At 42.7% G+C, this 23,069-nt stretch carries 23 protein-coding genes and 2 tRNA genes; 15 read left to right on the top strand and 10 right to left on the bottom strand.

Annotation, left to right across the window (positions count from 1 at the left end; translation table 11 throughout):
- Positions 1 to 10 precede the first annotated feature (10 nt).
- Positions 11 to 268, bottom strand: coding sequence for a hypothetical protein (locus AC3CH4_RS21395; protein ID WP_017078262.1), 258 nt, complete (start codon positions 266 to 268; stop codon positions 11 to 13).
- Between the two features lie 300 nt (positions 269 to 568).
- Here AC3CH4_RS21395 and AC3CH4_RS21400 point away from each other — a divergent pair, with 300 nt between their 5' ends.
- The gene (locus AC3CH4_RS21400) at positions 569 to 2,854 is read left to right on the top strand and encodes a glycoside hydrolase family 9 protein (protein ID WP_488543772.1); all 2,286 of its coding nucleotides are present in this window, start codon (positions 569 to 571) and stop codon (positions 2,852 to 2,854) included.
- Between the two features lie 178 nt (positions 2,855 to 3,032).
- Here AC3CH4_RS21400 and AC3CH4_RS21405 read toward each other — a convergent pair.
- Both AC3CH4_RS21405 and AC3CH4_RS21410 read right to left on the bottom strand, forming a co-directional pair.
- Positions 3,033 to 3,107: transfer RNA gene (locus AC3CH4_RS21405), tRNA-Gly, on the bottom strand.
- A gap of 38 nt (positions 3,108 to 3,145) precedes the next feature.
- A tRNA-Gly gene (locus AC3CH4_RS21410) sits at positions 3,146 to 3,220 on the bottom strand.
- A 521-nt stretch (positions 3,221 to 3,741) separates the two neighbouring features.
- Between AC3CH4_RS21410 and AC3CH4_RS21415 the strand changes: the two genes are divergently transcribed.
- The 6 genes from AC3CH4_RS21415 (at position 3,742) to AC3CH4_RS21440 (ending at position 7,843) form a co-directional block, all read left to right on the top strand.
- Positions 3,742 to 4,905, top strand: coding sequence for a threonine/serine exporter family protein (locus AC3CH4_RS21415; RefSeq protein WP_488544344.1), 1,164 nt, complete (start codon positions 3,742 to 3,744; stop codon positions 4,903 to 4,905).
- Between the two features lie 173 nt (positions 4,906 to 5,078).
- Positions 5,079 to 5,417 carry a zinc ribbon domain-containing protein YjdM gene (locus AC3CH4_RS21420; protein ID WP_004731484.1) on the top strand — a complete coding sequence of 113 codons (339 nt, stop codon included), beginning with the start codon at positions 5,079 to 5,081 and terminating at the stop codon, positions 5,415 to 5,417.
- A 135-nt stretch (positions 5,418 to 5,552) separates the two neighbouring features.
- Complete coding sequence (locus AC3CH4_RS21425; protein ID WP_488543773.1) at positions 5,553 to 5,975, top strand: N-acetyltransferase; 423 nt, start codon at positions 5,553 to 5,555, stop codon at positions 5,973 to 5,975.
- A gap of 51 nt (positions 5,976 to 6,026) precedes the next feature.
- On the top strand, positions 6,027 to 6,521 hold the full coding sequence (locus AC3CH4_RS21430; RefSeq protein ID WP_488543774.1) for a GNAT family N-acetyltransferase: 495 nt from the start codon (positions 6,027 to 6,029) through the stop codon (positions 6,519 to 6,521).
- A 114-nt stretch (positions 6,522 to 6,635) separates the two neighbouring features.
- Entirely contained in the window at positions 6,636 to 7,067 is a 432-nt protein-coding gene (locus AC3CH4_RS21435; protein ID WP_372243706.1) for a GNAT family N-acetyltransferase, read from the top strand.
- 215 nt (positions 7,068 to 7,282) lie between these two features.
- Positions 7,283 to 7,843 carry a hypothetical protein gene (locus AC3CH4_RS21440; RefSeq protein WP_171308958.1) on the top strand — a complete coding sequence of 187 codons (561 nt, stop codon included), beginning with the start codon at positions 7,283 to 7,285 and terminating at the stop codon, positions 7,841 to 7,843.
- A 330-nt stretch (positions 7,844 to 8,173) separates the two neighbouring features.
- Here AC3CH4_RS21440 and AC3CH4_RS21445 read toward each other — a convergent pair whose 3' ends face one another.
- A complete protein-coding gene (locus AC3CH4_RS21445; protein ID WP_488543775.1) occupies positions 8,174 to 9,448 on the bottom strand; it encodes a helix-turn-helix transcriptional regulator in 1,275 nt (424 codons plus the stop codon).
- Positions 9,449 to 9,468: 20 nt separating this feature from the next.
- Between AC3CH4_RS21445 and AC3CH4_RS21450 the strand changes: the two genes are divergently transcribed.
- Positions 9,469 to 11,475, top strand: coding sequence for a TonB-dependent siderophore receptor (locus AC3CH4_RS21450; RefSeq protein WP_488543776.1), 2,007 nt, complete (start codon positions 9,469 to 9,471; stop codon positions 11,473 to 11,475).
- A 225-nt stretch (positions 11,476 to 11,700) separates the two neighbouring features.
- Here the strand turns inward: AC3CH4_RS21450 and AC3CH4_RS21455 are convergent, their stop codons facing one another.
- The 6 genes from AC3CH4_RS21455 to AC3CH4_RS21480 form a co-directional block, all read right to left on the bottom strand.
- On the bottom strand, positions 11,701 to 12,645 hold the full coding sequence (locus tag AC3CH4_RS21455; protein ID WP_488543777.1) for an ADP-ribosylglycohydrolase family protein: 945 nt from the start codon (positions 12,643 to 12,645) through the stop codon (positions 11,701 to 11,703).
- Between the two features lie 192 nt (positions 12,646 to 12,837).
- Positions 12,838 to 13,764, bottom strand: coding sequence for an amino acid ABC transporter permease (locus tag AC3CH4_RS21460; protein WP_017085584.1), 927 nt, complete (start codon positions 13,762 to 13,764; stop codon positions 12,838 to 12,840).
- A 134-nt stretch (positions 13,765 to 13,898) separates the two neighbouring features.
- A complete protein-coding gene (locus tag AC3CH4_RS21465; protein WP_012600468.1) occupies positions 13,899 to 14,708 on the bottom strand; it encodes a transporter substrate-binding domain-containing protein in 810 nt (269 codons plus the stop codon).
- 12 nt (positions 14,709 to 14,720) lie between these two features.
- Positions 14,721 to 15,518, bottom strand: coding sequence for an amino acid ABC transporter permease (locus tag AC3CH4_RS21470; RefSeq protein ID WP_488543778.1), 798 nt, complete (start codon positions 15,516 to 15,518; stop codon positions 14,721 to 14,723).
- Entirely contained in the window at positions 15,518 to 16,264 is a 747-nt protein-coding gene (locus tag AC3CH4_RS21475; RefSeq protein WP_019350835.1) for an amino acid ABC transporter ATP-binding protein, read from the bottom strand. The genes AC3CH4_RS21470 and AC3CH4_RS21475 overlap by 1 nt, the downstream gene beginning before the upstream one ends.
- Positions 16,265 to 16,499: 235 nt before the next feature.
- Positions 16,500 to 17,648 carry an iron-containing alcohol dehydrogenase gene (locus tag AC3CH4_RS21480; RefSeq protein WP_372243704.1) on the bottom strand — a complete coding sequence of 383 codons (1,149 nt, stop codon included), beginning with the start codon at positions 17,646 to 17,648 and terminating at the stop codon, positions 16,500 to 16,502.
- Between the two features lie 193 nt (positions 17,649 to 17,841).
- Between AC3CH4_RS21480 and AC3CH4_RS21485 the strand changes: the two genes are divergently transcribed.
- The 7 genes from AC3CH4_RS21485 (at position 17,842) to AC3CH4_RS21515 (ending at position 23,063) form a co-directional block, all read left to right on the top strand.
- Entirely contained in the window at positions 17,842 to 18,726 is an 885-nt protein-coding gene (locus AC3CH4_RS21485) for an AraC family transcriptional regulator (protein WP_171308950.1), read from the top strand.
- A gap of 165 nt (positions 18,727 to 18,891) precedes the next feature.
- Entirely contained in the window at positions 18,892 to 19,242 is a 351-nt protein-coding gene (locus AC3CH4_RS21490; protein ID WP_488543779.1) for a hypothetical protein, read from the top strand.
- A 100-nt stretch (positions 19,243 to 19,342) separates the two neighbouring features.
- On the top strand, positions 19,343 to 19,822 hold the full coding sequence (locus AC3CH4_RS21495; protein WP_488543780.1) for a GNAT family N-acetyltransferase: 480 nt from the start codon (positions 19,343 to 19,345) through the stop codon (positions 19,820 to 19,822).
- Between the two features lie 578 nt (positions 19,823 to 20,400).
- Positions 20,401 to 21,648, top strand: a complete 1,248-nt coding sequence (locus AC3CH4_RS21500; protein ID WP_488543781.1) for a RidA family protein — start codon at positions 20,401 to 20,403, stop codon at positions 21,646 to 21,648.
- A 224-nt stretch (positions 21,649 to 21,872) separates the two neighbouring features.
- Entirely contained in the window at positions 21,873 to 22,229 is a 357-nt protein-coding gene (locus tag AC3CH4_RS21505; protein WP_488543782.1) for a hypothetical protein, read from the top strand.
- Between the two features lie 94 nt (positions 22,230 to 22,323).
- Positions 22,324 to 22,473 (top strand): hypothetical protein, encoded by a 150-nt coding sequence (locus AC3CH4_RS21510; protein WP_473578351.1) that lies wholly within the window; start codon positions 22,324 to 22,326, stop codon positions 22,471 to 22,473.
- A gap of 125 nt (positions 22,474 to 22,598) precedes the next feature.
- Positions 22,599 to 23,063 carry an acyltransferase gene (locus AC3CH4_RS21515; RefSeq protein ID WP_488543783.1) on the top strand — a complete coding sequence of 155 codons (465 nt, stop codon included), beginning with the start codon at positions 22,599 to 22,601 and terminating at the stop codon, positions 23,061 to 23,063.
- The last annotated feature ends 6 nt before the right edge of the window (positions 23,064 to 23,069 follow it).

Below are 23,069 nucleotides of genomic sequence, written 5' to 3' on the forward strand. Positions count from 1 at the left end.
GTAGTTAGAATCACTGTAGCAAGATAGAAGTTTCAAGCAGGTGGTGTGCTTCGCCGCTCAGGTGCGGTAGCTCTGCCATGATCTTTTTAAACTTGTCATCGATTGACTCTGCTTCATTCAGCGATCGAAAAGCCAGTACAGCCTGTTCAGGCTCGCTGTTCACATAACCTTTCAATGTATCTAGCTGAATTTTGTTCGCATTTTCGACTTTTGACAGTGCGACATTAATTGCATCGATATTAATTGTTAACTCATTGCTTTTAAACATTTTTTATTATTTATGGGTTGTTGCTAATGCGCGCACATTACCACAACTGATTTTTCGGATATTGACCAAGATTATTAAACCCGCACTTTTATGAAATCTGAGTTTAATTGAGAGGCACTAGCACAATATCGTTTTGTCTATCCATGCAATTGATTCATGAGCTTGTTCCTTAGTGTTAAACATCACAAGAAATCATAATATTTATTTTTACGAGTCTATTTTTTGCGAATGTTAACTCTCTATTATTGAATCTATTTCGCTAGTTTCCTTGGAGATATGAAACATCTTTAAGGAATAATGATGAAAAAAGGAACGTTATCTCTCGCGATTGTCATGGTTTTATCTTCTGGAGCAATTTACGCAGAAGAGCAGATTAGAAATAGTCACTTTAAAGGCAATATGGATGGTTGGTGGAATGCTGGCGCCAACATAGCAACAGAAAGTAATGAAGCGTGTATTGATATAAAAAACCCAGGAAAGAATTCTTGGGATGTCATTTTTGGCCACAGTGGCATTGGTTTAGAGCAAGGTCAAAGGTACCAAGTATCGTTCGATGCATATGCGAATATTGATACTGAGATGAAAGCCTTGATCCAACATGAAGGGCCTCCTTATACGCATTATTTTCTAAGTGACGTGGGTATACCAACAGACAAGCAAAGCTATACGTTTGATTTTGTACACGAACTTGATAGTGACGCCGATACAGAATTCCAGTTTCAATTAGGCGCACAGAAAACTGGTGTCATCTGTGTTGATAACGTTTCTGTTGTAGGTAAGCCATTTGTAAAAATAGCGACTAAGATGCCTATTCGAGCTAACCAAGTTGGCTTCTTACCGAAATCAGATAAATATATCTTTGTTGAAAATACCTCGACGACACCTTTGAAATGGACATTAGTCTCTCAATCAGGGATCAGCCTCGACCTCGGCAAAACAGAAGTATTCGGTTTGAATAAAGCGTCGGGTGAGCACATTCACCGAGTTAACCTTTCAAAATATACAGACTCGATGAGAGGTTTAACGGTCAAGGTCGATGACGATGTCAGCTATCCATTCGATATTCGAAATGATGTTTATAGCAAGTTGAAGCTCGATGCGTTGTCTTACTTCTATCAAAATCGCAGCGGCATTGAAATAAAGCCAGAGTTCGTTCAACGTGAGGATCTTGCGAGGCCCGGTGGCCATATGTCTGATACTGCAACATGTTTTGATAAAGTCGATAGTTGGGGAAATAAATGGCCTGGCTGCGACCTGACTATTGATGCGACTGGTGGTTGGTATGATGCAGGCGATCATGGTAAATACACGGTGAATAGTGGCATCTCAACATGGACACTTCTGAACTTATACGAGCGAGGTAAGTTCTTAGAGAACAAATCACTTCCTTTTTCAGAGGATAAAGTAAAAATCCCTGAAGCAACCAATGGCGTTAACCCGTTGTTGTCTGAAGCACGCTGGAACATAGAGTTCATGTTAGCCATGCAAGTTGACTCTGACACGCCTATCTCTGTCCCTGTTGGTAATCAGTCTGCCAGTAAACAGCTAAAACTTACCGAGATTAACGCGAGAGGGCTGGCATTCCACAAGCTCGCAGATGAGTCTTGGACTGGCATGCCATTACCGCCACACAAAGATACTCAGAAACGTTATGTTGGTTACCCTACGACAGCGGCTTCATTGAATTTGGCCGCAATTGGCGCTCAGTGTGCACGTATTTGGAAAGATATCGACAGTGATTTCTCACAGTTATGTTTGGATTCAGCGACCAAAGCGTGGAACGCCGCAAATCAACATCAAGATATCTATGCTTACGACAACTTCACAGGTTCTGGGCCGTATGATGATATCGAATTGAGTGATGAGCGATACTGGGCTGCGGCCGAGCTCTTTATCACAACCAATGATGAGATTTACAAAAAAGTATTGATTGATTCTCCACACTATCTTGAAGTGCCGAAGGGGAACATCAATGCCGATGGTGACATGTACTGGCAGTATATAGCGCCTGCGGGCACCGTGAGTTTAGCCGTGGTACCTAACTCATTGGACAGCCAAGTTATTGAACAAGCACGTAAGAACATCATTAAAACGGCAGAATCTTATACCAAGCAAGTTGCCAATGAAGGCTACAACATCCCTTATACAGTCGAAGAGTATTCGTGGGGCTCAAACTCCAATCTTGTAAACCGAAGTATCTTTTTGATTTACGCTCACGATTTTTCTAATGATGTTCGATACATCAAAGCGGCGGCTAGTGCGATGGATTATATCCTCGGAGGTAACCCTATGAATATCTCTTATGTTACTGGTTATGGAACGAAACCTGCTGAGAATCCTCATCATCGATTCTGGGCTTATGCTGCTGATGAAAGTTCACCAAAACCAGCGCCGGGTGCGTTAATTGGAGGCCCAAATTCGGTAAGTTTTAGTGATCCTATTGCTGCTGTGATGAAAGGTAAGTGTGTTGGACAAACGTGTTACAGCGATAATATTGGTGCTTGGACGTTGAACGAGATAACCATCAACTGGAATGCACCGCTAGTATGGGTTACTTCTGCTTTAGATGAAGGGCAGCTTGATTGAGGTAATCAATTAAATTAAGAATATTCAAAGAGTAATATCATTTGGTATTGCTCTTTTTAATACAAAAAATCACACAATGAAGTGCGCAGTTCTAATTGTTTTAGGTTTTGAAGTTAAGAGGAGATGGTGAATCTAAAGGGATATTGTAACTAAAGAGAATTTGAAACTAAACAGAAGTTGGAGCGTGCAGCGGGAATCGAACCCGCATCATCAGCTTGGAAGGCTGAGGTAATAGCCATTATACGATGCACGCACACTGTCTTAAGAGTAAGACTGAGGCATCAAGAAGGCTGGAGCGTACAGCGGGAATCGAACCCGCATCATCAGCTTGGAAGGCTGAGGTAATAGCCATTATACGATGTACGCACATCGTCTTAACGAGTTTGATAATGCCACATCTAACTGAAAACGAAACCTTTTTCTTTCATTTTTATTCTAAGTGCTCGCATAACCACCACTATGCTAGTTTTTCAATCATATCTGACGTTTCAAGAGTGAATAAAATGTGACTAAACTCTCGTTAAGCTCAAGGTTTAACGTCGCAGTTAGTTTATTATTTTTTGAGAGGGATTTTGGGGTGAATTTATAAACCGATATTGAATGTTATTTCCTCACCTACGTAGGCAAACTCTATGGTTGAGCGTGTTAACACAATCGAGATTTGAGCCAAATTTATAAGCGCGTTTATAACAATGTGGATGCATGGTTTTAACTTAGAAACGATTCGTATTATTCATTAAAGTAATCCCAAATGAGTAGAGTGATACACGCCTCTGTGCGTTCGCAGAAAAAAGTAACGAATTTAGTTGATAATTCACGCAAAAGTCTCGTCATTCCGTCTGTCGTTTGGTACATTTGCCGCACATTTTGTCTCGCCTAAAATACCCATGCCTTCTCAGTTCAGAATTAACAAAATTGTTGAAATTGGTGACACTCTTCACCGCAGCGGTTGTGCTCCCTATAAGCTTGAAAAGTACACACAATTCTATGCAAAAAAGCATGGTGTGGATGTGATGATCCAAGCAACGCCAACTGCGATTAACTATCAATTTCCAGACGATAACAACGCCGTTATTCTCAAGCGTTTAAAACCTGCTTCAATTAATCTGAGTTTGTTGGCAAATACCATCATTCGCATTAACCAACCGAGCAGTGAGCCAGTGCCAGAACCTGTCGGCTACTCTAAATTTGTGACTGCACTTGCCAACATGGGCATTCCTCCTGCGTACTTGATGCTAGTCGGCAGTACGTTGGAAGCGGTTGGCTTTTCTGCGTTATTGGGCTTGATGGTTTGGGTATGTCAGCAAGTTCTGCATTCACGTCGCGCAATTGCGGTTGAATTTATCTCAGCATTATTGACGGGTATCTTTGTGGCGTTTTTGGCAAGTACAGGTTTGCCGATACCAGTGTGGGCGTTGTGTATTGCCTCAATCGTCTTGTTGGTCCCCGGATTATCGATAGCTAACGCATTAGAATGTTTGGCGTTTAACGATCTCGTCTCTGGTACCAGTTTGCTAGGGCAGAGTGCCTTAACGCTGATCAAGCTGTTTGTTGGAATTATCATGGGTCTCAATATTGGTGAAGCGATATGGGGACAAGCAGTCTCTATCGACTATACCAATGCGGTGCCGATGTGGATGCACATATCAGGCTTAGTGTTGATCTCAGTATCTATCGGTGTGATGTTCAATGCGCGCCCTAAAGACATCTTGCTTGGCTTGCCAGTTGCGGTTCTTGGCATGTGGGGGCCGTTCTACCTCGGTTTTGATAGTGGTTGGGTTGTGGGTACTTGGGTAACCACGGTTCTTATTACTCTGTACGGAACTTGGATCGCCAAGAAGATGGAGCTCACAGGCTCTATTTACATCGTGCAAGGGATCATCATTTTGGTTCCGGGTAGCCGAGTATTAGTGAGTGCCAGCCAGTCGGTGTTTGAACAATCGATTTTGCCTATTCCGAGTATTGGTTTGTCGGCGTTGTTTATGTTCTCTGCAATCGTTGCAGGGCAAATCACCGCTTACTCGATTTACTCGCCAAAAGTCGAACGTTAAGCCGTTCTGCTTCTCAAATCTTTAAACAAACACAGCTTAGCGGCTGTGTTTGTTTTGGGAGCTGCACATTTCATCGTTAGATTCATCTTAAAAAATGGTTAGATTTGTGCTCGCTAAGCCTAACAAGAGTCATTAAAATGGATGCAAATTCTATTTAAATGAAGTATTAACGTATGTCTTTACCTCCTTGTCCGCAATGCCAATCTGAATATGTCTACCCAGACCAAAACAACCTAATTTGTCCTGAGTGTGCCTATGAATGGAACCCAGAAGAAGAGCGTTTAGAAAGAGAAGCCGCGCGTGTTAAGGACGTGAATGGCGTTGTATTGGAAAGTGGCGATAAAGTTACCTTCATTAAAGATCTAAAAATTAAAGGCAGTTCTTCTGTATTGAAAATCGGCACTAAAGCGGTAATCAGACGAATCAATGAAGGCAAAGACCACCAACTAGACTGTAAGCTTGATGGTGGCGGTGAAATGCTTGTGACAGCTAAATACGTTAAGAAGCAATAGAGGCTAATAGTATTGGTCTATCATTGCCGTTCAATAATTCTGACTGGGACATTGTCGTAAATCTTCAATGAATTTACGTCGCTTCTTGGCATACTGGTTCGCAGTTTAAACAACATTAATTGCCTGAGAATTAAGATGATTAGAGAGTACATCCCAACTGATATTGAAGCCGTTTTAGATATTTGGTTAACCGCCTCGATAAAGGCCCATGACTTTGTGGCTCCTGAGTTTTGGGAGTCGCAAGTGGGGAATATGCGTGATATCTACCTTCCTGCCTCAAAAACCTATGTGTTCGAAGTTGATGGAGGTGTTCGCGGGTTTTATTCGCTTTATGAAGGGATATTGGCAGCCATCTTTGTCAGCCCAGAATATCAAGGAAGTGGTATTGGCAAGCAGCTAATGCAACATGCCAAGCTTGAATGCCCGACTTTGTCTTTGAGTGTTTACAAAGAGAACCAAGCGACGATTCAGTTCTACTTGTCCCAAGGCTTTTCTATTGTGAGTGAACAAGTTGATGAACATACAGGGCATCAAGAATACACCATGCACTTAGCTTAGCTTTGAGCTTAGTGAATAGTCAGGCGAGTATTAGGTAGGAATAGAAGTTATATGGATATAGTCAAAGCAGATATGGCGCACTCAAATGCCTTTCATCACTATGTGAATGCTTGCTCTGAGGATGGGTTAGATATTTACACAGGTATTTCTGACAGTAGTGATGCGTATTTAAAAAGGCGAGTCGCTTATTCAAAAGGTGATGAACTGCCAGAAGGTTGGACGCCGGCTTCTACATATTTTTGTATCGACTCTGGTCAAATCCTTGGTGTCATAAGAGTTCGTCATGGGACTAGTGAGTACATTCACGATGTCATAGGACATATCGGCTACGAGACTTTGCCACAAGCGAGAGGGCGGGGTATCGCAAGTCATATGTTGTCTTGGGTTCAACGGCACGTATTGTCTGAAAGCGCTATTATTACGTGTGAGAGGGGCAATATTACTTCGCAAAAAGTGATTGAGAAGTGTGGTGGGCAGTTCTTAAATACCTTTTACTCAGAGCAAGATAAACACGAAGTTCTACGCTATCAACTAAACCCTAAATGAACACTGGCACCTTTCTCATTCTCACTTACTTGTCGTGAGCGAGCTTTTTGGAAATGAAGCCGCTGGTGATTCTGATTCATTAGTTATAGTTCATTGATTATTGTTGGAGATATTTTGAAGTATTCGACAAGACCCGCTCAGTCATCAGATTATGAATTCCTGTTCGAGCTAAAAAAGGCGGCTGAATTTGAGCCAATTAAGGCTGTTTTTGGCTGGGATGAGCAGATTCAACGAGATATACACGCCGAAGAGTGGGCAGAAGAACGGCCTGAAATCATTGAATATCAGGGTAAAGCGATTGGTAGTGTGTTGTTGCAAGACAAAGGCGAGCACTGCTATTTTTGCCGATTCTTCCTACTGCCTGAATATCATGGCAAAGGTATTGGCAGCCAGGTTTTAACGGATTGCTTAGCTCAAGCAGCCAAACTCAATAAGCCTGTGCAGTTGTGTTATTTACAAGGTAATCGAGTTGGGGAGTTGTATTTAAGGTTTGGCTTCGAAATCACCTCGCAAAACGATCAGTTTGTCTATATGTGGCGTAAATAGTTAGTAATAATTGAGATGAACTCATTCCTTTAGTCTGTATCTCCATCAGATAGTTGTCTTAATCTTGCCAACAAAGGACGTGTAAATATGAGAACTGTCAGCTGAATTATAAAATAATGCTAACTATATCAATATTTTATCAATCCGTGTTTTCGGTCTGGATTTTTAATGATAGGGTCGCCGAATAATTATATTGATAAGAATAAAGGCTTTGTATGAAATATTTTCTGCCAATGGCTTTGGTAGCTAGCTTAACTGGTTGTATGACGTTACCTCATAATGCGTCGAATACTCTATCTGCTCCTCATGGAGATGGAGCTATTGGTATTACTACGAAGATCATTAAGGTTGGCAGTGCTTATCCGTGTGATACTTTTTCGATTCTAATGTACGAAAAGATTGGTGATGAACTCGCTCAAGAACCGGAGACGTTGAGAATGACAGTCTACGAAGATCTAGAGTACGTATTGTTTGATAATATCAAGCCAGGTAGTTACGTTGTTAAAGAAGCACGCTGCAATGTTCCAAGAGGGATCGCTGTAGACGGATATAAACGTTACCACTCTATCGAAATGTCGAGTGAGTACATGGTTAAACCCAACACATTGACTTTAACTGATGACCTAATCTTTGCTGCTCAGGAAACTGAGAAGGACTTTTATTTCACAGTTGAATCAAGTGAAGAAGTTTCCATTTACCTTGAGGGCCTGCTTGCGGTATCTGAGACTATCGGTGAAGAGTGGAATATAGAAACTCCTAAGAGTCAGCAGCTCTAATCGTTTGTGGCTTTCAAAGTAATAACTACTTTAGAACCAGCTAATTGAAAATTATAAATCAACTCAATGGCACAATGTGTCATTGAGTTGATTAGTTTTAGCTTCTATTTAAGACTTAATCGCCAACAATGCCCCGAATGTCACCAATCCAAATCTGCACTCTTCATTAAGCCTTCTCTTGGCTCCTAATAGTTTGCCTGCAATATCTTCGAAGTAAAACCTTGCGACGATACTACCCCAAAACTTGTTTGTAGCATCGCTAGGATCAGAGTTATCGACATTCATCTCCCGATTTTAACTCGGAGTTATTAATCTTACTGGGTTCGGTAACTAGCGGTTTCTTGCGACTGAACTTTTTACAAGTGCATGGGGCGGAACACCAAAGGCTTTCTTAAAAGCACTGGTGAAGTTGGAAGGGTGCTGATAACCCGCTTCATAGGCTGCTTCGGTTATTGAAACTAAGCCTCGTTCTAAGTGTTGGCGCGCGATATCTAAGCGTCGGTGTCGGATATAGCCGTTGATAGTGAGGTTGTAAGACTGCTTAAATCGACGTTGTAAGTTGGAGATACTCATCGAGAATTTACTCGCGATGCTTTCAAGACTGAGTGGCTGATCCAGATTGATTTCAATGTAGCTGATGATGTCTTCTATCTTGGTGTCGAACCCTTTTGAGGTGGTTACTTCATCAATGCTTTCGTTTAAATCTAAACTCTTCAACGTGCTATTTGAACTGACGATTGATGGACTGGTATTTGATGAACTGAGATTGGAATCCTCATAAGTACATTGCTGGCAACATTGAATTGGCATCTGAGACAAGGTTTGAGCAAGTAACTGCTGGGTCAGCGTCTCTACGACGAGCTTGTCTTGAAAGTTAGTCGGTGTCGCTTGGTTGGTTAATCTGTTGGTGAGTTGAATGATGTCAGCGTTGATTTGTAAGTCATAAAATGCCTTGTGCGAATCGAGGAATGACTTGCTTGTGCAGTGCTCACTTAAACGTGGCTCTACCCATTGAGGCTTAACCAATATGTTGATCTTGTTCATCTTGTTGTCTTGGATTAACGAGCGCCTAAAGTTAGCTGGTTTGGCTAAGTTTACCACCACGCCTTGTGGTCCATTGCTGGCATCGAGATCGAACTCAAGATCGTCATAGCCAAAGGTGAGTTTCCCTTCAAGAAGAATCGTAATCAAGATCGCTGAGTGAGCCGTTGAAACGATGTTGCTGTCGACCAATTCTATACAGCGTCCGCCATGCACAAAAATTTGGTCATTGTATTGGTAAGAAAGGAATTTGCCCTCAGCAAGCGAGGTCTGTTTGGTTTGACCTTGTGTCACGATGATCTGCTTTTCAGTCTGTTCTAGCTTCTTGGTCAGAGCCACTTTTTTAGTTAACACGGGCTTCTTTGTTAACACTGGTTTGTTCGTTAACACAGCTTTCTTGTTTAATTCGACTCTTCCAGTCGTAGCCGTTTCGGCAAGTTTAGTTTGCTTTGATGTTACTTCACTCATTTGACCGTTCCTCATAACACCTATGCGTTTCTGCATAAGCAAATCATCTGTGCATTTATAAATTACAATCCTATCATGTTTGCGAATTATTATCATTTACATCTAGGATTGAATTTATGGAAAGCCCAGTCAACTCAACAATCAAGCTTTCAGCCCTCTGCATTGCAATTGCCAGCGCGTTTAGTTGCCCAGTGATTGCAGAGGAAAAAACATCGCACTTTGATGAAGTTGTGGTGTGGGGAACGAGAGTATCAAGCAACACTGAGTCGATCATTGCCGATGACATGTCACTCAAGCAAGCTGACCATATGTCAGATCTACTGCGTGAGATTCCCGGTGTTGATGTTGGGGGCACGCACTCGGTGAACCAACGAATTACCATCCGTGGCTTAAGTGAAACCGACTTAGACATTCGGCTCGATGGTGCTTCTCAGCACGCCAATATGTTCCACCATATCGGTAACTTGACTCTTAATCCTGACATCTTGAAATCGGCCGATATCCAAGTCGGTAATAACTCGGTTACGCAAAATGGACTAGGCGGTTCGGTGCTTTTTGAAACCAAAGATGCGAAAGATCTGCTTCGTTATGACGAGAGTTTTGGCGCTCGTGTTTATGGCGGCTACGCAACGAATGCAAGTCAGCAAGGTTCTTTAACTGTGTATGGTTTGTTGTCGGATAAGGTCGATGCCATGCTCTACAGTCACTATATGAGCCGTGATGATTTTAAGGACGGCGACGGCAATGAAACCTTCGGCTCAGAAGGGGACGTGTATAACATTCTCGGTAAGATTGGTTATGAACCGAGTGACTTACACCGCTTTGAACTCTCTTATGATCTCTACCGTGATAGTGGTGATTACAGCCCGCGTCCAGATATGTCAGGTGGTGCTAACGAAGGCTTGTCTAGCGACATCCTGATTCCAACTGATTATGACCGTGACACTATTACGGCAAGTTATGAGCTACGTGGCGAAAGTCATCAAGGTAACGTCACTCTGTACAACACAGAGACCGAGATTCAGCGTGATGAAAGTGTTATGGCACCGCGTTGGCCATCGAACCGCTTATCTAACAATACAGCGAAAAACCAAAACTTTGGCCTGAATGCTAAGTTCCAATCGGACTATCGCCTGATGTCGTTTAATAATATCGCGACTTATGGCTTTGACTACATGGACAAGTCATCGAGCAGCTATTACGGCAGCAGTAAGTTTATGGATGAGTCAGCAATTTCTACCGCACTTTTTGTTGAAGACCAGTTCTACTTTACTCAAGCCTTTTCGATCACTGCAGGTGTTCGTTTTGATGATTACCAGCGTAAAGCCGAAACAGGAAACGATGACTTTGACGACGTAACATGGTCGTTGGCAACGCAATGGGATGTGACCCAAGATTGGACGCTGTTCGCGAGCACCCGTTCACTGTTCAAAGGACCCGAGTTGATGGAGACCTTTATTGCTTACCAAGACGCAGCGTTCTTAGCTGACGACATTAAGGCTGAAACCGGGCAGAACACGCAAGGTGGTGTGCGCTTCGATAAACGTTTAGATAACCACTTTATTGGCGCAAACCTAACTGTATTCCAAACCAATATTGATGATTACATTGCCGAAGAGTATCAACCCGCAAACCAGAGTTACTTGATTTACAACTTAGGTGACGTCGAGATAAAGGGCTTTGAGGCGAGCTTGTCTTACGGTTACGAGATGTTTAACAGTAAGCTTTCTTATGCTCGTTCAGATACTAAAAACAAAGACACAGGCGGCGCTGTCGCGGGTGGTAATGGTCGCAGCATTGATATGGGTGACAGCATCACGCTAACACTCGATTATCAGTCTGAAGCTCTTGAGACGATCTTTGGATGGAACTCAATGTTTGTTAAAGACGAAGACAATGTATTCGATGGTCAGCCGATGAAAGAAAGCTATGACGTTCATAACCTGTATGCTCAGTGGGTGCCATCAAATGTGGATGGATTGTCTGTCACCTTTGGTATCGATAACGTGTTTGATGGGCAATACACCTCACACGCGTCTCGTTCGGGTACAGCAAGAGGCTTTACCTTGGATGACTATGAACCAGGTCGTAACTACAAGCTTTCCGCTGCGTATCAGTTCTAGAGAAGGTTCTAGTTATCAGGGTTGGTTAGCTCAATAAACTGGCGGTCGTAGGGATCCGCAAAGTTTATTGACCAAAACTGAAGCTATTCCTTTAAGTCAGTCGTTTAAAGCATTCATTTAAGTCATTCTTTTAAGTGATTACTTTAGGTGGCTAGTGAAAAGAAAAGCGCCTTTCGAGCTCTTGAGCAAGAAAGGCGCTTTTGCCTTGTTCGTTATTGCGGCAAATCACTCAATAGGCAAAGACAATACACCGCCATTGAGTTCGACTTGTTTTAGCCATTCGGTTGGAATTTCGCCATCTTCTTCGTAGAAACACGCCGCTAATACAGCGCCAATCACAATTGCACGCCCGCAGCTGTCACCACCACATAAGATGTTATCTCGAATACCTTGTTTAAAGCTCTGAGCACCCGCAATGATGCGAATCAGCAAGGGAAATGCGGCACTCAGTTCACAATGCAATCCGAACTTCTTCGCGGCATCTGTTATTGAAAGTTCGGGATCAGCCAAAGCCATGTCGATTTGGTCGTGTACAAACTTGCTACAGGTTTGTCGCACCATTTCTACTGACTGCAATGGCGAGTTGCCTTGAATTGCCGCTTGAACCAATAGGGTGATGGCTTGCGCCCACTCCACTGCTTTGTCGTTATTGTTAGTGACTCGCACCGCACTCTCTACCATGGCTGGCAAAGTGTGAGAGGTGTAAGTACACGCCACCAATGGGATGATCTTTGAGACTGCGGGAAGTTGCGTATCGTCTGCGCCACAGGCAGTAATCGGGGCGTCCTCTAGTTCTAATTGATGGATGTTCAGCAAGCTCATGCGCGTCGCTTTATCAATGTAGCCTTGCCAACTGCCGCCAAAATCAAACCAGAAGCGGAAATGTTGAATATAGTTCGCTTCATCGTATTTTTGGTTGTCGACTAAGCTGTCGACCATCGCCAGTAACTGAGCACCATATTGCGATTGCTCACCTGCGGTTTTACCTTGGTGCGCAAAGTAGCCTTTGTCTTGATAATCGAACCGATTCGGTGAGCGAAATTCAGGCTCAAAACCAGCCACGTGTAAGATCCTCTCTTGGTCATACAGCCAGTGCAGCCCCATTGAAGCTGCGTCTCCAACCAATGCGCCAACAACGGCGTAAAAAGCTCTTTCTTTATGATTGTCCATGTTGAGCAATGTCCTTGAGATGAATCAACGTAGTTCGGTACGTTAAGTATAGTGATTAGGCGAGCATTTTGCTGTGTTTCTAAGAAGAAATATGAAGGGATAAATCCTGATTGGTCAATAGTTTAAACCAATCAGGTAAAATTGATAAGGGCAATGAATGGTCGGGCGATTTGGTACTTTTGATTAATGACGTTACTGGTGGTTAAGGTAAGCACTAGAACGTTGCTCAATCACTTTGAACAGACGCGAAAGTGCAAAGCACAAAGCAAAATATACGAAGCCTACAATCAGCCAGATCTCAAAGATCAAACCTGAGGAGTTTGCCATCTCAGTGCCAACAAACGTCATCTCTTGGATCGAAATCAGAGACACAATTGACGTGTCTTTAACCAAGGAGATTGCTTGGCCAGCCAAAGGCGGTGTGATAGCCGTTAATACCTGTGGACCGACCACAAATCGATACTTAGACAATGCAGACAGACCGAGTGAATCGGCCGCTTCCCATTGGCCTTTAGGAATACCTTCTAAGCCAGCTCTAATCACTTCAGCAATATAAGCAGAAGAGAGCAAGCCAATACAGATAACACCAGACGCCAAGTTTTCCCAAAGGTTAGCTGGGCCGAACAGGAAATCTTGAACAGCGTTAATCTCGCCATTGTGTTCACGCAAGATACTTTCTAAACCAAGTAATGGAATCAGTTGGTTAGAAACGAAGAAATAGAATATGAAGACAAACACCAGTGGCGGAATATTACGAACCAACTGAATGAAAATCAGTGCCGGTGTTTTGAAAAAAGCGATCTTTGAGTGCCTTGCCACACCTAACAATGTGCCAAAAGAGAGTGCTAACACCATACTCCATAAACTTAAGCGCAGCGTTGCGATCAAGCCTTGGAAAAAATAGGGAATACTGCCTTGAGAAGGTGGAATAAAAATTAGTGTAAACGCATCTTCCCAGCGCCACTGGTAATTAATACCAACAGCCGAACGATAATAAAGCCAGCCTGAGAATACACACATGACAGCGAGTAACACGCCATCCAAAAGGTTAAGGCGTTGATACCAAGGCTTCATATGAACGTTGGGTTTAGGTGTTGTCAATGCGCTAGTACTACTCACGTCATTCCTGTTTAAACAATAATAATTAGTAGGCTGTTTTGTTAAGTTTTAGATCATCAATAAAGCGAATCAAGTTGCCGATGAGAAGGCAGTGCAGACAACGCACTGCCTCGATTCACTAGCAAAAGTTCTGATTACTGACCTTGAGCAATCTGGTCTTGCCAATCTAGAGTAGAGAACCAGTACTCGTAACGCTCTTTCAACCAACCGTCTTCAGTACGTGCTTTGATCCATTCGTTGAAGAATTCTGCCTTGTCAGTTTCGCCTAGGCGAACTGCAAATGCTTCGTTACCTTTTGATAGACGCTCTTCAAATGGAATAAATAGCGTGTCCGCGTTTTTGATCGTTTCGTGTTCTGGTTTCGGGCTAGACGCAATAACCGCGTGTGCGTTGCCGTTCAACACTTCTTGGAATGCTTGAGCATCGTCATCGAACTGAAGTACTTTTGCTTTCGGGAAGGTTTCACGAGCGACTTGAACAGTGAAAGCGCCACGACGTGCTGCAATTTTCACACGGCGAGAATCAAAATCAGAGATCTGAGTAAAACCTTCCGCTAGCTCTTTATTAGCCGCCAGTTGAACACCAGAGTGCGAGTAAGGTTCAGTGAACAGTACGCTTTTGGCACGAGCTTCAGTAATAGACATACCGCCGATGATCACATCAAATTTCTTCGATAGTAGAGAAGGGATGATGCCGTCCCATGCCGTAGGTACAAATTCGACTTTCCAACCAGAATCTTCGGCAAGGCGTTTCGCCACGTCGATTTCAAAGCCAACGAGATCGCCTTGTTTGTTACGCATCGCCCAAGGAACAAATGTCGACATACCAACGCGCAGTGAGCCACGTTCGTTGATTTTATCGAGGTTAGGCGTTTCAGAAGCAAGTGCAGGCAAACTTACGGCAAGCGCAAGTAGGGCTGTAATCGCGGTTTTAAATAGCTTCATGCTGATAAATCCTTATTGTGTTCGCCAGTTAGCCCCGAGCTTATGCTCAAGCCAAGCAGCAACGGCAGAAAGTGAAAGTGTAAGAGCAAGATAAATGATCGCCACAGAGAACCAGATCTCAAATGGCATCGCGGTTTCAGAAACAATGTTTCTGGCTTCTGTCGTCAGGTCAAAAATAGCCATGACACTCACAATCGAAGAGTTTTTAATAAGAGAGATTACTTCATTGGTCAAAGGTGGCAAGGTGCGTTGCACCACCTGAGGAAGAATCACATCCCAGTAAGTATAGGTCTTTGATAAGCCCAAGGATTGAGCTGCTTCAAATTGTCCTCTCGCAATACCATTTAAACCGGCACGGAATATCTCGGCGGTGTAAGCACCTTGGAAAAGTGCCAAGGCTAAAACGGCAGTGCTAAAGCGATCCAGCCCTAATACGGGGCCAAATACAAAATAGAGCAAATAAATCTGTACCAATAACGGCGTGTTACGAATCAACTCAACATAGCTGGTGGCTAAGGTGCGTCCGACTACAGAGTTTGAGTTTCTCAATAGCGCTGTCGTTAAACCAATGATCAACGTAGCGACCAAAGAAATCAAAGAGATATTGATGGTAACCAGTAGCCCTTCAATCAGCTCTGCTGGCCACCATTCACCATCTTCATAGAAAGCAATATAGTCCGGGACGCGCTCCCATTGCCAGGTGTATCCCATGGTTTGTGCGCCAGAATCGAGGATCCAGACAACCGAAACCACGAGCACAATAATTTGTACCAAAGCGGATAGGGCGGGTTTAATAATTCGAATCAACATCAATAGGTCAGGATTTGATTTAGGAACGCTTGAGTACGTTCATGTTGCGGGTTTTCAAAAAGCGCTTGAGGCGTATTGGATTCCACAATTTGTCCTTCATCCATGAAGATAACGCGGTCGGCCACTTGTTTCGCAAAGCCCATTTCGTGGGTCACACACACCATGGTGATACCTTCGCTCGCCAGTTCAACCATCACGTCGAGCACTTCGTTGATCATCTCCGGATCAAGCGCTGAAGTTGGTTCATCAAAAAGCAGCAATTCAGGCTTCATGCACAGTGAACGTGCGATAGCCACTCGTTGTTGTTGGCCACCAGAAAGTTGTACAGGGTATTTGTTGGCTTGTTCTGCAATGTGTACGCGTTCGAGATAGTGCATTGCAATCTTCTCGGCTTCTTGTTTGCTTTTTTTAAGCGTACGAATCGGCGACAGAGTTAGGTTCTCAAGCACGGTAAGATGGGGGAACAAATGAAAGTGCTGAAACACCATTCCGACTTGACCAGGTGTGTTGAATTTACTCGGAAGCACTTGTTCTAACACGCAAAGCTCGCCACTTTCGAAAGGTTCTAGCTGATTGATACAACGGATTAAGGTTGATTTACCCGAACCTGATGGCCCGCAAATCACCACTATCTCTCCTTGTTCAATATTTAAATCGATATCCTTTAGGGCATGAAAATCACCATACCACTTGTTAAGTGACTTAAACTTAACCATTTCCTTGAGATTGTTCAAATCGTTGTTCATACCTAGTAAAGAGACAGGTTTACCTTACCAATATAGAAATCTGAATGCACATAAAATTAAGGACTTATGAGAATTTAATAGCATCTTGTAGGGCAAATTAAAAAGCAGCGCCTGATTTGGACGCTGCTTGAGGATATACGCAAAGGCAAAGAATTTGGTTCAGTTTCACGGAATAAATTTTTAGATTATGGTGATTTTCTTTAGAACCTTGTCTTCCTTGCTCTAATTTTGACCGTTATTGAATCGCAGACTCTAGAATCTCGCGTGTTTTCTGAGGCGTGATTGCTTTGTTCTCGCCAAGCTCTAGGTAACCGTGAGATTCAAGCTGAGCAACAACGTTGTCGATTGCTGCCGCTTTAGTTGCTTCGTAACCGTCGAACATGGTTGGAACGTCTAGGCTGTGGTAGAAGGCTTCGATTGCATCAATAGTGCGCTCTGCTAAATCCGCACCCGCTTCTAGGCCAAATACGTTACGACCCATTTGCTCTAGCTTGCCACGCTTCGCTTCGATTTGATTACGAAGTAGTGAAGGTTGAACAATCGCAAGAGAACGTGCGTGGTCTACGTGCCATAGTGCTGTGAATTCGTGGCCAATCATATGTGTTGCCCAATCTTGAGGAACGCCCGTACCAATCAGGCCGTTAAGCGCTTGGTTTGCAGTCCACATTAGGTTTGCACGCCATGCGTCGTTGTCACGCTCGTCGTATTGCTTACCCAGTACAAGTAGGTTCTTAAGCAGTGTTTCTGCGTAACCGTCTTGAACCATCGCGTCTGTTGGCATCGTGATGTATTGCTCACACACGTGAACCCATGCGTCAACTAGACCGTTGATCAATTGACGCTCTGGAAGAGACTTCATTACGTCTGGATCCATAACCGCGAACTTAGGTTGTACTGCAGGGTTCATGAACGCCAGTTTCTCTTGAGTCTCTTTACGAGTGATTACAGCACCCATGTTAGATTCAGAACCTGTCGCAGGAAGTGTCAGTACTGCACCAATAGGAGTAGCTTCAGTTACTTGGTGTTTGCCCGCTAGGATATCCCAACCGTCACCGTCGTATTTAGCCGCCGCAGCAACGTACTTAGAACCGTCGATTACTGAACCACCGCCAACAGCGATAATGAACTCTACGTTTTCTTCTTTAACAAGAGCGACGGCTTTATCTAGCGTCTCTTTCGTTGGGTTAGCTTCAACACCCGCGAACTCAATCCAAGCGTGATCCTTCAGAGAAGCGACAACTTGGTCGTAAACACCGTTGCTTTTGATTGAACCGCCACCGTAAATGACTAGTACTTTCTTCGAAGTATCAACCGCTTGGCTGATAGCGTTGATTTGGCCTTGGCCGAAGTGGATAACTGTAGGGTTAACATAAGTAAATTGCATTAGAGATTCCTTGTGTAAAGCTAAATTTGTTATTTTGGTTTATTGCTCAATTTCTATATTTGCATATTAGTACAGTCATTCGGGGTAATGAAGGGCTGTTTCTCCAAATAAATTGCCTATTTCTACAAAGTTGATATTCTTCCTCTGCTTTAGCTTACATACTCTTAGCACTTGGAATGGAAAGTCGCCACTTATGAAAGAACTCGCGCAGTTATTACAGTCTTACGTTGAACACAAAGGTTGGGATGATCTTGAAGGGATCAGAGAAACAGAAATTGACGGCGTGTGGTTATATAGAAGCAGCGGCGGCAATCAGCGTCAGCCTTTTACTTACCAATCTGGCATCATAATGCTGGGGCAAGGTAAAAAGAATATCTATATTGGCGAACGCCCAGTCACTTACGCCGCGGGTGATTACCTTGTAGTCGGTGTGCCAATGCCGTTGGAGTGTGAGGCTTTGCCTGTTAATGGTGAACCATTGCTTGGTTTATCTATCAACATTGACTCTCAACGTTTGCACAGCTTGGTAAAAAAGTTAGAAGACCAAGGCTTTCTTGAGAGCTACTGCAATAAGCACAAACAGAATTCTAGCGGCTTAGAGTCCACGCCGATGGAAGAGCAAATGCTGGAGAGCTTTACTCGATTGGTCAAAACTCTACATTGTGACATTGAAGCCAATATATTGGGAGATGCTATGGTGACGGAGATTGTCTACCGCGCATTAACAGGTTCAGAAGGGCGTGTGCTGTTTGATTTAGCTCATCATGACGGACACTATGCACGTGTCGCTAAAGCGCTGTCTAAAGTGCATGAAGAGTACGACCAAACCATCACTGTTCAATCGCTTGCCGACGAAGCCAACATGAGTGTGTCTGCGTTCCACAACGCCTTTCGTAACGTAACGTTCGAATCACCGCTGCAATACTTGAAGAAGGTCAGGCTCAACAAAGCCAAAGAATTGATTCAACTAGAAGGCCTACGCATCAGCGATGCTGCTCGCCGAGTCGGCTACTCCAGCCCATCCCAATTCAGTCGCGAATTTAAGCGCCACTTCAACACCACTCCAAGAGCGGTTTAGTCTTTACTCAATATCTATGTCCCGAAACGTGCGGCATTTCATGTTGTGCGATATCACGCATATCTTTTGGTTGATCGAGAAGTGTTTATTTTATAAATACCTGTTTAGTCGTTGCTTTTCTCTCGTCAGGAAAGCTTAATTTACAGACATTTTCTAGGAGTTCTCTTGCTCGATTTAATGAAGAAAGTAGCATTGATTAATTTGACGGCAGCATTGGTTGTTCTAGCCTTATCTCAGTTTTTTCCTTTCTTTGCCACTACAAGAATCGTCGATTTCTTGTTTTTCGTGGTTATCGTCATTTGGGTTCTAGCCAAGTTAATGTGGGAAGGTGGTGTTCATAGTAAGACCACACGTCTTGATGACCCTATAACAGATAAAGTCTACAAAATGGTCGAAGGCCATGATTTTGATACAGACCAGCAAGAACATTATCGAATGAATTATCAAACAGGCCTAGTGTTATTTATTGCAGGCTTACCTGCTTTTATTACTTGCTTAGTTCTTCAATTTCTTTGAGTCACAGCAGAAAAAATGCGTCGCAACGATACTTAATGCTTGGAATTTTTAGCTTGAAGTGTGTTTTGTGCATCCATGATATTTAAAGGTTCACCATAAGATGTTAGTTAACAAGGAAGTAATGGAAGAGTATTTGGAACTAGATATGCTCACGTTGGAGTCAATTTCTAAAGAAGCCGGGTTTCCGATCGAAAGAGATGTTTATTTGGCGTCACGTGCTGAATCAATTGAGCAAGGGTTACTTTTTGAATATCGTAGAGGCGACAAGTTAATTGGTTATACGACACTGCGTGATTTAGGCGATGGTCAGTGGTTTGTACCTATGTTTGTGGTACACCCAAACTATCGTAGTAAGGCGGCTTTCCTTTCTTTGTTTCGCTCCATTGCCGATAACCTAAAAAACAAACACTCAACTGTGTTAGTGAGTAATGTCCTACGTCTTAATGAGTTGTCGGTGCGGTTTCACAAGCATCTAGGTTTTGAGGTCACACGTGAAAACCATTTAGGCTACGAATTCTCGCTAGATTTAACGCCTGAAGTAAAAGACAAATGGTCAAGCTTCTTAGGCGCTCGTCGTTAATGTTTTGAAAATTACAGTGGCTACTTCTAGGCCGACTTATCGGATACCTTGAACGAACACAGTTGTCTTGTTGAATTAAGTGAGTAAATGTATCTAATTGTGGGCATTTTCAGTGTGTTGGTATTTGATTGTCGAGTATATTATTAACGTATTTATATAAAAATAGCTCTCTAAAATAATTAGTTAAACAGCCTAAGAGTTTATGCACGTATATAAGAGAGTAAGCTCAATAATTAGGCTAGTAAAAGAGTTATAGGACTTTTAGTGTGAACAACCTATCAAATATTATCTAAAATTTAGGAATTACTCATCGTATTCTCAGAGAGAGTATTCAGGATTATTGAATAGACTTAAAATTAAAGAGAATTTAGCAGTTGATAAAGCCTAGTGTTACGGATAATTAGTCGTTCGATGACTAATTATTCTGTAACTTGCTGATTTATAGTCAACTGAGAGTCTGATGGATATCACGTTTACCCTAAAATAATTCACTTAACATGGCGCTACTTTAATCATTCTTTCCAATACGATTGTTAAATATAAATACGTATGCCTATTTTATTAAAAGGATAATACCGATGAGTAGCGATATCATTAAGATTTCAAGAAATACTGAAAATGCACCAATTAATTCTGTATCTACACAAACGGTCGCTTTTTCTCATTATAATAACTTTTCTGCTCAATTACCTGTTGATCCTAAAACAGGTGAAATAGTAACTGGTGATATTAAAGACCAAGCAGCACAATGCTTAAATAATATTAAGGCCATTGTTGAAAGCATCGACCATGTTATGGATGATGTCGTGAAGATTAATGTTTTCGTTAAGAATATATCTGATATCGACGCTATTGATGAAGTTTACAAAAGCTTCTTCCACAACAGCCTTCCGACACGTACAGTCGTGGGCGTAGCTGCACTACCGAACAGTGACGCTTTAGTTCAAATGGATGCTCTTATTTCAAACGGCGAAGGCACTAAACCACAAGCACCTTGCGCACTAGTTAAGGTATCAAGAAATACGGATAATGCGCCTCAAAGTGCTGTATCCACACAGACCGCAGCTTTTTCTCACTACAACAACCTTTCAGCTCAGTTACCTATAGATGTAACCACAGGTGAGTTGGTTGATGGTGGTATCGAAGCGCAAACGGCCCAATGTCTATCAAACATTAAAGCTATTTTAGAAAGCATCGGACATGTCATGAATGATGTGGTTAAAACGACTATCTACGTAAAAAATATCGCAGATGCGGAAGTGGTAAATGAAGTATGTGCTAAATTCTTCCCAAGCTATGTTCCTGCTCGTACCGTTGTTAATGCCGCTGAATTACCAATGGGTGCTCTAATTCAAATTGATACATCCGTTTCACATGGCGACGGTACACCGCCGCAATTACCAGAAGACACTCGCTTACTGGTTATTGAAACCAATAATACTGCTGCTGCACCATTCGTGCCTTATTCGCATACTGTTGCTTTCTCTCACTACAATCATATTTCAGGCCAATTACCTTTAGACCCGAAAACAAATAAAATTGTTGCAGGTGGGGTAAAAGAACAAGCTGAGCAATGTTTAAAAAATATTAAGGCGATAATTGAAAGTGTTGACCATAGCATGGACGACACGGTGAAAATTAATATTCAACTTAAGGATATTTCAGATATTGATGCGGTGAACGAGATTTACACCACATTCTTTAATGCTGATTTGCCGGCAAGAACCGTAGTAGGGGTTTCAGGAATTCCTATGAATGCTTTGGTACAAATTGACGCAGTCGTTTCTAACTGTGAAGGCACGCCTCCACAAGACGGTGTTGCTTAGAACCATTGAACCCCTTCGATAAAAGCAATTACATTAAGGCTCTAATTCCTAACAAGGAACCAGAGCCGATTCTCTGATTCGCGAACTCCATCCCAAGACGTAACCCCATCATTAAGCCTTGCTATACAGTTCATTCTAAACAAGCTTCTGCCCGACATATGGTGTTTATTGATGCGAAGTGTTTTAATATGAAAAACAGACGCTTAACGTAAGAATACCAGTTTATGCAATTTCGAGTTATTTTAATGCTGTGCCTAACTCTGATGGGTTGTTCATCCAATCCAGAGTTAGCTCCTGACCCAAAAACTATCACTCTTTTCTATGGTGATACTTCGATCTCTTCGGGTGTTTTAGAAGATAAAACATTTAGTTCAGTGCTCGCGGATAGGGTTGAAAGCGTGACTTTTTCAGGGGCAATACGTAAGCAAGATTCTGGCTACTTCGTCGATATACTCGTGATTCGAGAAAAGAAAGAGCCGCGTTCAACACGACAACTAAACGCTTCGCTTGTTATGAAGCCGGGCGAATTAGTGGATGTTGGCGGCGTGAACAATGATGTATTTAGAGTAATCCTCGAGTAACAAAACTAAAGTGTTCAATTAATTTGAATTTTTGCTTTACCTCAACCTAACTTCAAGTCTTAAGCTTCTCTTACTCATTGAAAAGGAGCTTATTATGCAAAATAACTACGTAAAAGAACTCGCTGTTAAAACTTATCAAGAAGATCTTCATAAAGAGTACGTAAAATCTAAAGCTCGCCCATTTCATGCCCCAAGTTTTATCAGTGGAGTGTTATTGTCAGTTTTGCTGGTTGGGTTATTTTAGTAAACTAAACAGACTCGTAGAATGTTTGATCCGCTGCCAACTCTCTCTACTCCAACTTGCTTATGCTTAAATGGCTACGGCACAATCACTTATGTTGAATTGTGACGCTAATGTCGAGAGGAAGTATGGCCAGTCCAAGAGTGTTAAAGGCGCAGATTACTGATATTACGTGTGGTGAGAATGTCACCATCATCGAGCCGAGCAACGTTTATGGTTGTGAGTTTAAAGATGACGTGTTCGTTGGCCCCTTTGTCGAGATTCAAAAGAACTCTGTGATAGGCGAGAGGAGTAAGATTCAATCTCACACCTTTATTTGCGAGTATGTGACTATCGGAAGTGACTGCTTTGTTGGGCACGGGGTGATGTTTGCCAATGACTTGTTTAAAGATGGCAAACCAGATCCAAACCCAGAGAGTTGGGGACGCACTGTTATCGCAAATAACGTTACCATTGGTTCCAACGCGACAGTGTTGTCTGTCAGCATTTGTGAAGGGGTGGTGATTGGTGCGGGAAGCGTTGTGACCAAAGACATCACCGAAAAAGGTATTTATGCGGGTAATCCAGCTAAGAAGCTAAGAGACTTACCGTAAATTTAA

Source organism: Vibrio sp. QJM3NY_26 (assembly GCF_057786005.1).

Excerpts from the sequence above, each read along its gene's own strand:
- AC3CH4_RS21395 (WP_017078262.1), bottom strand. The coding sequence starts at position 268 with ATGTTTAAAAGCAATGAGTTAACAATTAATATCGATGCAATTAATGTC.
- AC3CH4_RS21400 (WP_488543772.1), top strand. The coding sequence starts at position 569 with ATGAAAAAAGGAACGTTATCTCTCGCGATTGTCATGGTTTTATCTTCT.
- AC3CH4_RS21415 (WP_488544344.1), top strand. The coding sequence starts at position 3,742 with ATGCCTTCTCAGTTCAGAATTAACAAAATTGTTGAAATTGGTGACACT.
- AC3CH4_RS21420 (WP_004731484.1), top strand. The coding sequence starts at position 5,079 with ATGTCTTTACCTCCTTGTCCGCAATGCCAATCTGAATATGTCTACCCA.
- AC3CH4_RS21425 (WP_488543773.1), top strand. The coding sequence starts at position 5,553 with ATGATTAGAGAGTACATCCCAACTGATATTGAAGCCGTTTTAGATATT.
- AC3CH4_RS21430 (WP_488543774.1), top strand. The coding sequence starts at position 6,027 with ATGGATATAGTCAAAGCAGATATGGCGCACTCAAATGCCTTTCATCAC.
- AC3CH4_RS21440 (WP_171308958.1), top strand. The coding sequence starts at position 7,283 with ATGAAATATTTTCTGCCAATGGCTTTGGTAGCTAGCTTAACTGGTTGT.
- AC3CH4_RS21445 (WP_488543775.1), bottom strand. The coding sequence starts at position 9,448 with ATGATAATAATTCGCAAACATGATAGGATTGTAATTTATAAATGCACA.
- AC3CH4_RS21450 (WP_488543776.1), top strand. The coding sequence starts at position 9,469 with ATGGAAAGCCCAGTCAACTCAACAATCAAGCTTTCAGCCCTCTGCATT.
- AC3CH4_RS21455 (WP_488543777.1), bottom strand. The coding sequence starts at position 12,645 with ATGGACAATCATAAAGAAAGAGCTTTTTACGCCGTTGTTGGCGCATTG.
- AC3CH4_RS21465 (WP_012600468.1), bottom strand. The coding sequence starts at position 14,708 with ATGAAGCTATTTAAAACCGCGATTACAGCCCTACTTGCGCTTGCCGTA.
- AC3CH4_RS21470 (WP_488543778.1), bottom strand. The coding sequence starts at position 15,518 with ATGTTGATTCGAATTATTAAACCCGCCCTATCCGCTTTGGTACAAATT.
- AC3CH4_RS21475 (WP_019350835.1), bottom strand. The coding sequence starts at position 16,264 with ATGAACAACGATTTGAACAATCTCAAGGAAATGGTTAAGTTTAAGTCA.
- AC3CH4_RS21480 (WP_372243704.1), bottom strand. The coding sequence starts at position 17,648 with ATGCAATTTACTTATGTTAACCCTACAGTTATCCACTTCGGCCAAGGC.
- AC3CH4_RS21485 (WP_171308950.1), top strand. The coding sequence starts at position 17,842 with ATGAAAGAACTCGCGCAGTTATTACAGTCTTACGTTGAACACAAAGGT.
- AC3CH4_RS21495 (WP_488543780.1), top strand. The coding sequence starts at position 19,343 with ATGTTAGTTAACAAGGAAGTAATGGAAGAGTATTTGGAACTAGATATG.
- AC3CH4_RS21500 (WP_488543781.1), top strand. The coding sequence starts at position 20,401 with ATGAGTAGCGATATCATTAAGATTTCAAGAAATACTGAAAATGCACCA.
- AC3CH4_RS21505 (WP_488543782.1), top strand. The coding sequence starts at position 21,873 with ATGCAATTTCGAGTTATTTTAATGCTGTGCCTAACTCTGATGGGTTGT.
- AC3CH4_RS21510 (WP_473578351.1), top strand. The coding sequence starts at position 22,324 with ATGCAAAATAACTACGTAAAAGAACTCGCTGTTAAAACTTATCAAGAA.
- AC3CH4_RS21515 (WP_488543783.1), top strand. The coding sequence starts at position 22,599 with ATGGCCAGTCCAAGAGTGTTAAAGGCGCAGATTACTGATATTACGTGT.